The sequence below is a fragment of the Clostridium algoriphilum genome, from assembly GCF_020443705.1.
GTDB classification, from domain to species: Bacteria; Bacillota; Clostridia; order Clostridiales; family Clostridiaceae; genus Clostridium_AD; species Clostridium_AD algoriphilum.
The window spans coordinates 60882-71821 of sequence record NZ_JAIZZK010000022.1; the positions used below are offsets into that span (position 1 = coordinate 60882).

Annotated in this window: 8 protein-coding genes; 6 read left to right on the forward strand and 2 right to left on the reverse strand. The window is 32.0% G+C overall.

Going from position 1 to position 10940, the window contains the following annotated elements; all coding sequences use genetic code 11:
• Positions 1-7 precede the first annotated feature (7 nt).
• Together gltB and LGK95_RS15270 are read right to left on the reverse strand one after the other, a co-directional pair.
• Positions 8-4528, reverse strand: a complete 4521-nt coding sequence (gene gltB, locus LGK95_RS15265; RefSeq protein ID WP_226125643.1) for a glutamate synthase large subunit — start codon at positions 4526-4528, stop codon at positions 8-10.
• 405 nt (positions 4529-4933) lie between these two features.
• On the reverse strand, positions 4934-5650 hold the full coding sequence (locus LGK95_RS15270; protein ID WP_226125644.1) for an SGNH/GDSL hydrolase family protein: 717 nt from the start codon (positions 5648-5650) through the stop codon (positions 4934-4936).
• A 663-nt stretch (positions 5651-6313) separates the two neighbouring features.
• Between LGK95_RS15270 and LGK95_RS15275 the strand changes: the two genes are divergently transcribed.
• The 6 genes from LGK95_RS15275 to LGK95_RS15300 form a co-directional block, all read left to right on the forward strand.
• Positions 6314-7513, forward strand: coding sequence for an ROK family protein (locus LGK95_RS15275; protein WP_226125645.1), 1200 nt, complete (start codon positions 6314-6316; stop codon positions 7511-7513).
• A 70-nt stretch (positions 7514-7583) separates the two neighbouring features.
• Positions 7584-8627: an aliphatic sulfonate ABC transporter substrate-binding protein gene (locus tag LGK95_RS15280; protein ID WP_226125646.1), complete on the forward strand. Its 1044-nt coding sequence runs from the start codon at positions 7584-7586 to the stop codon at positions 8625-8627.
• Between the two features lie 14 nt (positions 8628-8641).
• Positions 8642-9481 (forward strand): ABC transporter ATP-binding protein, encoded by an 840-nt coding sequence (locus tag LGK95_RS15285; RefSeq protein ID WP_226125647.1) that lies wholly within the window; start codon positions 8642-8644, stop codon positions 9479-9481.
• Positions 9411-10187 (forward strand): ABC transporter permease, encoded by a 777-nt coding sequence (locus tag LGK95_RS15290; RefSeq protein WP_226125652.1) that lies wholly within the window; start codon positions 9411-9413, stop codon positions 10185-10187. The genes LGK95_RS15285 and LGK95_RS15290 overlap by 71 nt, the downstream gene beginning before the upstream one ends.
• A 21-nt stretch (positions 10188-10208) precedes the next feature.
• Complete coding sequence (gene cysC, locus LGK95_RS15295; RefSeq protein ID WP_226125648.1) at positions 10209-10796, forward strand: adenylyl-sulfate kinase; 588 nt, start codon at positions 10209-10211, stop codon at positions 10794-10796.
• 9 nt (positions 10797-10805) lie between these two features.
• Positions 10806-10940: FAD-binding protein (locus LGK95_RS15300; RefSeq protein ID WP_226125653.1), on the forward strand; the 135-nt coding region annotated here is incomplete at its 3' end.

Consider the following 10940-nt stretch of genomic DNA (forward strand, 5'->3'; position numbering starts at 1 on the left):
ATATCTTCTATTTACCTTCTAATATTGCTTTGTAAGCAGTTGGTATTACTTTCTTGAATTTAAGTTTATATTCATCCCAGTTATCTAGAATTTTGCTAGCTTTATGACTATTAGTAGCTTCAAAATGTTCTTTTATTATTGAGTAGAGCTGTTCTGAATCTGAATCAGACGTTATTGATTCTACTTCAATCATTTCCATATTACATTTTGATTTTAGCTTTTCATCCTCATCGATAACGTATGCTATACCACCGCTCATTCCAGCAGCAAAGTTTCTACCAGTTCTTCCGATAACAACTACAATTCCACCTGTCATGTATTCACAACCGTGGTCTCCAATTCCTTCAACTACAGCCTGGGCCCCTGAATTTCTTACAGCGAAACGTTCGCCTACTAGTCCATTTATAAATAATTTACCAGAGGTTGCTCCGTATAAAATAGTATTACCCGCGATGAAGTTTTCATCTTGCACAAAGGTACAATTTTCTGGTGTTTTTACAATTATTTTAGCACCTGATAATCCCTTACCAACATAGTCATTTGCATCTCCGACTAATCTGAGGGTTAATCCATTGGCACCGAATGCTCCAAAACTCTGACCTGCGGCTCCTACAAAATTGAATGTTATTGTATCGTCAGGTAGTCCAGCAGCGCCATATTTCATAGCAATTCTTCCACTAAGCATTGCACCGACAGAACGATTAACATTTTCAATTTCTAAATTAGATGTACTTTTCATTCCATCTTCTAGTGATGTTTTTGCCATTTCTATAAGCTTGAAATCTAAAGAATTATCTAGACCATGATCTTGTGAAATAACACAATATCTTTTAATTCTTTTTGGCATATCAGGTTTATACAAAATATTTGTTAAATCTAGATCTTTTGCTTTCCAATGAGCTATAGCTTTTTTCTGACTTATTTTATCTACTCTACCTATCATTTCATTCATAGTCCTAAATCCAAGTTTCGCCATATGCTCTCTTATTTCTTGAGCAATAAATGTAAAGAAGTTTACAACATGTTCAGGTTTTCCTTTGAAATTCTTACGGAGTTCTGGGTCTTGTGTTGCTATACCCATATCGCAAGTATTTAAGTGACAATTTCTTAGCATTGTACAACCTAGTGCTACAAGAGCTGTAGTTGCAAATCCAAATTCCTCTGCACCAAGAAGTGCTGCTATAACAACATCACGACCTGTTTTAAGTTGGCCATCAGTTTGAACTGTTACTCTGCTTCTTAAATTATTTAAAAGCAATACTTGCTGTGTTTCAGCGAGTCCAAGCTCCCAAGGAAGTCCTGCATGTTTTATAGAAGAAAGTGGTGAAGCACCTGTTCCTCCATCATGACCGCTAATTACTATAGCATCTGAATGTGCCTTAACAACTCCAGCCGCTATTGTTCCAACACCTAACTCTGAAACTAATTTTGTACTTATACGTGCCTGTGGATTTACACTCTTTAAATCATGAATAAGTTGAGCTAAATCTTCTATAGAGTATATGTCATGATGAGGTGGTGGAGATATTAAACTAATTCCAGGAGTTGAATGCCTAAGCCTTGCTATATTTGCATCAACTTTCTTGCCTGGTAGTTGCCCACCTTCACCAGGCTTTGCACCCTGAGCTATTTTTATTTGTATTTCATCTGCATTTACAAGATATTCAGCAGTTACACCAAATCTACCAGATGCTATTTGTTTAATTGCACTTCTTCTTAAATCACCATTTTCATCAACTTTGAATCTAGCAGCGTCTTCTCCACCTTCACCAGTGTTACTCTTTCCACCAAGTCTATTCATAGCTATAGCTATAGTTTCATGAGCTTCCTTACTGATAGATCCAAAAGACATTGCACCTGAGCAGAATCTCTTTACAATTTCGCTAATTGGTTCAACTTTTTCTATTGGAATCTCATTTCCATAATTAAGTTCAAATAATCCTCTAATTGTACATAAGTGTTTATCTTGATCATTTATAATTTTAGAATATTCTTTATATAAATTGTAGTCATTTGATTTAGTGGCTACTTGAAGTTTAAAGATTGTATCAGGGTTGAATAAGTGGTATTCTCCACCTTTTCTCCAAGAATATGTTCCTCCTACGTCAAGTTCAGCCATTGGTTTTCTTAACTTATTGAAGGCATTTTTATGTCTGATTAATACTTCCTTCGCTACGGTCTCTATACCTATTCCGCCAATTCTAGAAGGGGTTCCTCCAAAATGTTTTTCAAGTAACTCAGAACTGAGGCCAACTGCATCAAAGATTTGTGCTCCATGATAGCTTTGTATAGTTGAAATCCCCATTTTTGATAATATTTTTAACAGCCCTTGTGATAGTGCATTTATATAGTTTTCATGGGCTTTTTCTATGGAAATATCTTCTATATCACCTTCATCTATGATATTATCTATTGATTGTAAGGCAAGATAAGGATTAACCCCAGTCGCGCCATAGCCAATTAATAAGGCAAAATGCATAGTTTCCCTTGCTTCTCCTGTTTCAACTATAAGGGAGATAGAAGTTCTTGTCTTTTCACGATTCAAGTGCTGTTGAACAGCAGATAATGCAAGAAGACTTGGGATTGGAGCATCATACGAATCTACTAACTTATCACTAAGAACGATAATATTGTATCCTTCCTTGATTCTCGAAGAGGCTCTTTCGCAGACTTTATCAAGAGCTTCTTTAAAACCTTCAATTCCTGTGTCTGCTTTAAAGGTAATAGGAATTGTTGTAGTTTTAAATGCATTATCTTTTAAATTCTTAATCTTTGCTACTTCTAAATTAGAAAGTATTGGCCTAGATATTTCTATAAATGGATTATCATTAACATCTTGGTTTAAGACATTATCTTGCGAACCCATATAGTTCATTAAGGACATTACCATCTTTTCTCTAATGGAATCAATTGGAGGATTAGTAACCTGAGCAAAAAGTTGCTTAAAATAAGCAAATAAGAGCTGTGGTTTATTTGATAAAACGGCTAGAGGGGTATCGTTTCCCATAGAACCAATAGGTTCTTTTCCGTCTTTAGCCATAGGGGCTAAAATATTTCTTAAATCCTCTAGTGTATATCCGAAAGCTTGCTGCTTTTCTTTTAATATATCTTTATCTATATTACCTTCATCAATTACAGCATCAAAATCTTCTAAATAAAGTTTATTTTTTAAAATCATTTCACCGTAAGGTTTATTTGTGCAAACTGTTTTCTTTACTTCTGCGTCAGTTATTATTCTACCTTCATTTGTATCAATTAAGAACATCTTTCCTGGTTGAAGTTTGCCCTTTTTTTGGATGTCTGCAGGGTTAAAGCTTAGTACTCCAGCTTCAGACGCAAGAACAACAAAACCATCTTTTGTTATTACATATCTTGCAGGTCTAAGTCCATTTCTATCTAAGGTTGCACCAATTCTAATACCATCTGTAAATGCAACAACGGCAGGACCGTCCCAAGGTTCAATTAACGAACCATGGTATTCATAGAAAGATTTTTTATAATCTTCCATATCATTATTTGTAGTCCAAACCTCAGGAATTAACATCATCATGCTATGAGGTAGAGACCTTCCATCCATCTTTAAAAGTTCTAACATATTATCTAGTGAAGCTGAATCACTACCGTTAGGGCTAATTATAGGAAATAACTTCTTCAAATTTTCTCCATATACTTTAGAGTTTAAAACTCCCTCTCGAGCATTCATCCAGTTTCTATTTCCTCTGATTGTGTTTATTTCACCGTTATGAGCCAAATATCTAAAAGGTTGAGCTAAATCCCAAGTTGGAAAGGTGTTTGTACTATACCTTTGATGAACAAGGCAAAGAGCACTCTTGAAGTTTATGTCTTGCAAATCAATGTAAAAGCCTTTTATTTGGGAAGCAAGTAAAAGTCCCTTGTAAACTATTGTTCTGCTAGAAAGACTACAAATGTAGAAATACTCTGTGTTTCTATCAACCAATTTGACTACTTCTTTTTCTGCTCTTTTTCTTATAATATAAAGTCGTCTTTCAAACTCTTCTTGAATTTCATCTTCTGTGAGCGAACTATCCTTAAAATTTGAACCTATAAAAATCTGTCTAACAATTGGTTCTGTTCCTTTTGCAGTGTCACCAATATTTCTGTCATCTATTGGAACAGATCTCCAACCTAATACTTTTTGTCCTTCTTCTTCTGCAATTCTTTCAAGTATTCCTTCACATTGAAATCTTAATGCAGGCTCTTTTGGTAAAAATATCATTCCTACGGCATATTTTCCTACTCTCGGCAATTCGAGTCCTAAATTATCGCAACTAATTCTAAAGAACTCATCAGGAATCTGTACAAGTATTCCTGCGCCATCTCCAGTTTTAGGATCTGCACCTACTGCACCTCTATGGGTCAAATTCACAAGAACTTTTAATCCTTTTTTTATAATGCCATTGGTTTTTTCACCTCTAATATTTACTACAAAGCCAACACCACAATTATCTTTTTCTAAAGCGGGATCGTACAATCCCTGCTTTTCAGGATAACCAATGCTATTATTCACAATATTACCCCCTCTTATTATATAAACGAATTATATAAATTGTACCACGATTCTGTAAATATGCAAGTTTGATTTTTAAAAAATTCAAAATTAACAAAATACTGACTATTACTAAGAAATTTACCAAGTTTGTAGACTTAACTTAACTTAACCAATGAAAGATATGTTAGTTCAAGGCATAGTAACTTACTGTGGTAAGAAATATACATGTTGAGAAAAGATATAAGATAAGAGAAATTTAGATTTTTGGAATGATTACTATACTATAATAATCATGTCTTCTACATTATAATATAAAAACAGCAGAAACTGAAATTTTATTTTGAGTTTCTACTGTTATAGAGTAGTATTGTTAGTTTGTACTTATGGTTTTTAAAAAAAAGAATACAACTTTTATTTAGTTTATTAATTTTGTAATATAAAGTTATAGTTTTCTTTCATAAAATTTAATATAACAGAAGCAATTAATGATTGACCTTCAATATTTGGATGAATTCCATCTTTACACAAAAACTTACTATAATCGCTGTGCTTTAAAAATTCTGAGCGTACATCAATTAGTACAGTGCTAGTTTCATTAGCAACTTGTGTAATCATTTTACTATAAGAATTATGCCACGTGAAAAGTCTTTCTTTTGTACCTAACCAATGTAGAATATTTTCTTCTGCAAAAGAATCTTCTTTCGCAATCCATTTAAAATATTTTAAAGGATCAAGTGGTGGGAGAGTCATAAGTACAGGGAGTATGTGGTTAGTTTTTAATGTGTCTATCATCGTAAGCAACGTTTCACGAAAAGTAATTATATCAGTATTTGGTTTGTATTCCATATCTGGATTTTTGGCAATCTCATCCCATTTATAGTCACAGTCATTACCACCAAATTCTACGAGCACCATATCTGGGGATTTTTTAATAACATCATTGTACATCTTTCTTGCGCCCCTCATAATGGTGTTACCAAATTTTCCAGCATTGTAAACAGGCCCTTTTATTTTATTCTCTATTATACTTGTAAAATTTTCTTTTAAAGTTGCATATTTAGATTTTTTATCATCGTAGATAATACCCCTTGTAATAGAATCACCATATGCTACTATAATGTAGCTATCTTTAACTTCCATAATATACCTCCATAAAACTAAATTAGTTATCTTAATTGATTTAATATATAATAACAATATATCACAAAATTATAAACATTACAATACATAGTTATCAAAACTACGTATTAAAACTACGTATTAAAAAAAATTTTAACTTACATTATATAATTAATAATACCAATAAATTATGATGTTATATTTTACTCCTTCATAATTCCTACATAATAATATTTTAATATGTATATATTGTAGTTTGTGTTTATTTAGGTAGAAGTATGTAAACAATTTATTAGCTCAGTTAATTATAATTAGTACTAGAGTGTTTAAATATTATTCGTAAAAAATATTAGAGCTTGTATTGACAATTAATTAAACTAATGATAATATACACCTAACCTATAGGAAAAGTATGAATATATTTTGTATGTGAATTAAGTATATTTCAAAATGTTGTACATATAGATACTTCTGACAAAATAGTAAAAACTTATAGAAATACAATATTTGATAAATTTTATATTTGATTTAATATATTATGCGATTTAAGTTAACATTTTATCTGCTTAGAGATTTTTAATGCTAAAGTATGCTTTTAATAGGTTATGTAATAATTACTTTTGACAAAATAGTAAAAACTTAAAGAATATAATAATTTATATCATTATATTGAAAGGAATAGCTGTGAAAGATAAGATTAATATATTAAAGAATTTAAGTAATGAAGAAAAAAGAATCTTTAATTCACTTCAAAAATATGGACCTATTACTAAAAGTGAAATTTCTATTTTAACAGGTATTAAATTAACTACATTAAACTATACAATGGAGCCATTGGAAAAAAGTAGAATTATAGTGCGGAAAGCTATAGGTGAATCTTCAGGTGGCAGAAAACCAGTTTTATATGACGTGAACTTATCTGAATTTTACATTATAGGTATAGATTTATCTAGAGTCTATACAGAGGTAATTATAACTAATTTAAAAATGAAAATTTTGTATAAAGAAATGTTTTATATGGATACCTCATGTTCTCCGGAAGAAACTGTGAGAAAAATAGATGAAATAATTAAAAAGGCATACTTAAATTTAAGGTTAAGTTATATGAATCTGGTAGGAATAGGATTAGGCACAGTTGGACCATTAGATATAAAGAACGGGGTAATGATAAGTCCTATTAATTTTAGTTCACCTGGGTGGTCTAATGTTTCTATAAAAGAAATGCTAGAAAAAAAATTAAAATATCCTATTATTATTGAAAATGGAGTAAATGCTGCTGTAATTGGAGAATACTTTTATGGTATTGGAAAAGGAGTTGAAAATATTGCTTATTTAAATTGTGGGATTGGTATAAGAACAGGTACTGTTTTATCAGGTAAGCTTATAAGGACAATAAATGACGAGGAAGATGCTTTGGGACATATGATAGTTGATATTAATGGAGAGCAGTGCAAGTGTGGAAATTTAGGATGCATAGAAAGCTATTCATCTATTAATGCAATATTAAAAAAGTTTTCTTCCGAAGTTAAAAAGGGAAGATATACTATAATAAATAAAAATTTGAAGGATATAGAATTTAAAGATATTTGCACAGCAGCAGAAAGAAATGATGAGTTATCAAAAGAAATAATAATAAATTCTGCATTAATTTTAGGAACTGGGATAGTTAATTATATAAATCTTCTAAATCCAGGATTAGTTATATTAAGCGGACCTTTAATAATAAACTCAAAGTTATTTTATAATGAATGTATTAGGATTGTATTAAAAAAGTTGCATCCTAATAGAAGAAGAAAAATTGTTTTCAATAGAGGTGGATACTTTAAAGAAAATGCAATCTCGATTGGAGCCGTGGCTCTAGTAATTGAAGATATAATGAATTAGTATTAATTTATACATATGAGTAGGTTATTGAATATTTCAATAAAAACTAATTTCTAGTAGGGGGTCGAAGTTGAAAAATTCAAGGAAGTTTAAATTATTAATGCTATTATTGGCAAGTTTTTTAATATCTGGAGGCTTAGCAGGATGCTCGTCAAAGAAAGTGATAAATCCTAATGTTGACGTTAAAGTTGGATATTTTCCAAATATAACTCATTCTCAAGCTCTTGTAGGACGAGAACAGGGTAGTTTTCAAAAATCGATTGGTGAAAAAAACAAAGTGGCTTGGAAATTATTTAATGCGGGTCCTGCGGAAGTAGAAGCACTTTTTGCAGAAGCTATTGATATTGCATATATAGGACCTGGTCCAGCAATTAATGGATATGCGAAGTCCAAAGGGGATATTCAAATTATTGCAGGAGCAACAGATGCAGGAGCAGTATTTGTATCTAAAAAAGGATTGGTTATTAAGAATCTTAAAGAGCTAAGTGGAAAGAAAATTGCAGTTCCACAGTTTGGAAATACTCAAGATTTAACACTTAGAAACATAATGTCTGAAAATGGACTTAAAGATAAAACAAAGGGTGGAACTGTTGAGGTTAGGCAAGCATCTAATGCAGATATTTTAAGTTTACTACAAAAGGGGGAGATAGATGCTGCATTAGTACCAGAACCTTGGGGTTCAAGGCTTATGAAAGAGGCAAAGACTAATATCATTTTAGATTATAAAGATTTATTCAGACAAGGTAAATATACTACAGCCGTAGTAGTTGTAAGAACTGAATTTTTAAAGGAACATCCGTTAATTGTTGAGAACTTTATAAAAGCTCATGTAGATGCCACTAAGTATATTAATAAAAATCCAGATAAGGCTAAAGAAATAGTTAATAAACAAATAATTAAATTAACCAAAAAAGGAATTGAAAAAGACGTTTTAGATGATGCTTTTAACAGGTTAACTATTACAAATGATCCAGAAAAGGACTCGGTTTTTGATTTTGTTAACTTCGCACTTAAGGAAGGTTTTTTAAAATTAGAGCCAGATACAAAGAATTTATTTAATCTTACTACTTTAAATAAAGTTTTAAAAGAAAAGGGACAAGACCAAATAAAATAATCGAGGTGATAATTTTGAGCCTTATAGTTAAGGACGTTAGTAAGGAGTTTGTTTCAAAATATAAAAAGACAAGCACACTTGAAAATTTTAATATTGAGATAAAAAAGGGAGATTTTGTATGTATCTTAGGACCTTCCGGTTGTGGAAAATCTACGCTGCTAAACATTTTAGCAGGACTTGAAAAGGCAACGAAGGGTGTAGTTATGCTTAATGGTAATGAAATAACTGGACCAGGACCAGATCGAACAGTAATGTTTCAAGAAGCTGCATTATTTCCTTGGCTTAAGGTAATAGATAATGTAGAATTTGGTATGAAGATGGCAGGTATGACAAAAGAAGTTAGATATAAAAAGGCACTTCATTATTTAAAAATGGTACATCTCTCTAAGTTTCAGGACTCATATGTGTATGAGCTTTCAGGGGGAATGAAGCAGAGGGTTGCCCTAGCGCGCGCACTCTCGCTTGATTCTGAAATACTTTTAATGGATGAACCTTTTGCGGCTTTAGACAGTCAGACAAAGATGATGTTACAACAAGAATTACAACATATATGGGTAAATACAAAAAAAACTATCATTTTTATTACTCATAATGCAGAAGAGGCAGTATATTTGGCAAATAGAGTTGTGGTAATGGCAGCTAATCCAGGTAGAATAAAGCAAGAGTTTATTATTGAGCTTGCAAGGCCAAGACAAATGGAAAGTTGTGATATTTCGTATTACACTTCTAAGATAATGAAGGCATTAAAAGAGGAGGTGGAGAAAGTTGCAAAAGCGGAATACGATGGCGATTGGAATATTGAAGAAAATTCTGTTCTATATTCTTCTGATACTGATATGGGAGGGGATTTATAAATTAGGTGTTGATGTTTTAAACATTTGGAAACCGTACATTTTGCCATCACCTTTTGACGTTTTTGGGACTTTGATAGCCCTAATAAAAGATAATACAATAGGTATAGCCATTGTTGCAAGTTTGAAGAGAATTATAGTAGGATATTTTATATCAGTTATAATAGGGGTTACTCTTGGACTTGTAATTGCTAAATTCAAGTATTTGGATGAAAATGTAGGTCCATTAATTTTAGGACTTCAGACATTACCTAGTATTTGTTGGTTACCTTTTGCAATATTATGGTTTGGACTAAGTGAGAGTTCTATAATTTTTGTTATTGCTATTGGGTCTACATTTGCAGTGGCTATATCAGTTAAATATGCAATAAAGAATGTAAACCCATTATATGTAAGGGCGGCAAGAACTATGGGTGCTAAAGGGCGAAAGATATATACTCATGTAATACTGCCAGCTGCTTTGCCTGATATAGTAAGTGGATTAAAGCAGGGATGGTCCTTTGCATGGAGGGCTCTAATGGCAGGAGAAATGCTTTCTGCTACAAAGGGGCTAGGCCAGGTGCTCATGGTAGGAAGAGATTTAGCAGATATTAGTCAAGTTGTAGCAGTAATGATTATTATAATACTTCTTGGGTTATTAGTTGATAAACTTGTCTTTTCAAGATTAGAGAAAAATATGAGACATAAATGGGGTCTTGATAGGACTTAAATCTAACGGAGGTGAAGTTAAATGAGTATTGAAAATCTTACTTGGCATGATGCATCTGTAACTAGAGAGCATAGGGAAAATCTACTAAAGCAAAAATCTAAATTATTATGGTTTACTGGTTTATCAGGCTCTGGTAAGTCAACAGTTGCAAATGCTTTAGATATAAGATTAAATCAGAGCGGCAAAGCAACATATCTACTAGATGGCGATAATATACGCCTAGGTATAAATTCAGGTCTTGGATTTTCAATCGAAGATAGAAATGAAAATATTAGGCGTATAGGGGAAATCGGAAAACTATTTGTAGATGCGGGGCTTATTACTATTGCATGTTTTATATCTCCACTAAAAGCAAATCGCGACATGGTCAGATCAGCTCTTGGAGATGATTTTATTGAAGTTTTTGTGGATTGTCCACTAGATGAATGTGAGAAAAGAGATCCCAAAAATTTATATAAAAAGGCTAGAGCAGGCGTGATTAAAGAATTTACTGGTATATCCTCGCCTTATGAAAAACCTGAAAATCCCGAAATAATTATAAATACGAATGAGTTATCAATAGATGAATGTGTAGACAAGATATTAGATTATATAAAATGCCTTGGTTAGGAGATTATAATGAAGCTAGAAACAATAATATTAGAAACTGATGTATTAGTTGTTGGTGGAGGTACTTCTGGATGTTATGCTGCATTAACCTTAAGTAAGCAAGAAGATATGAACATTATAGTAGTGGATAAAGCTAATATAAAA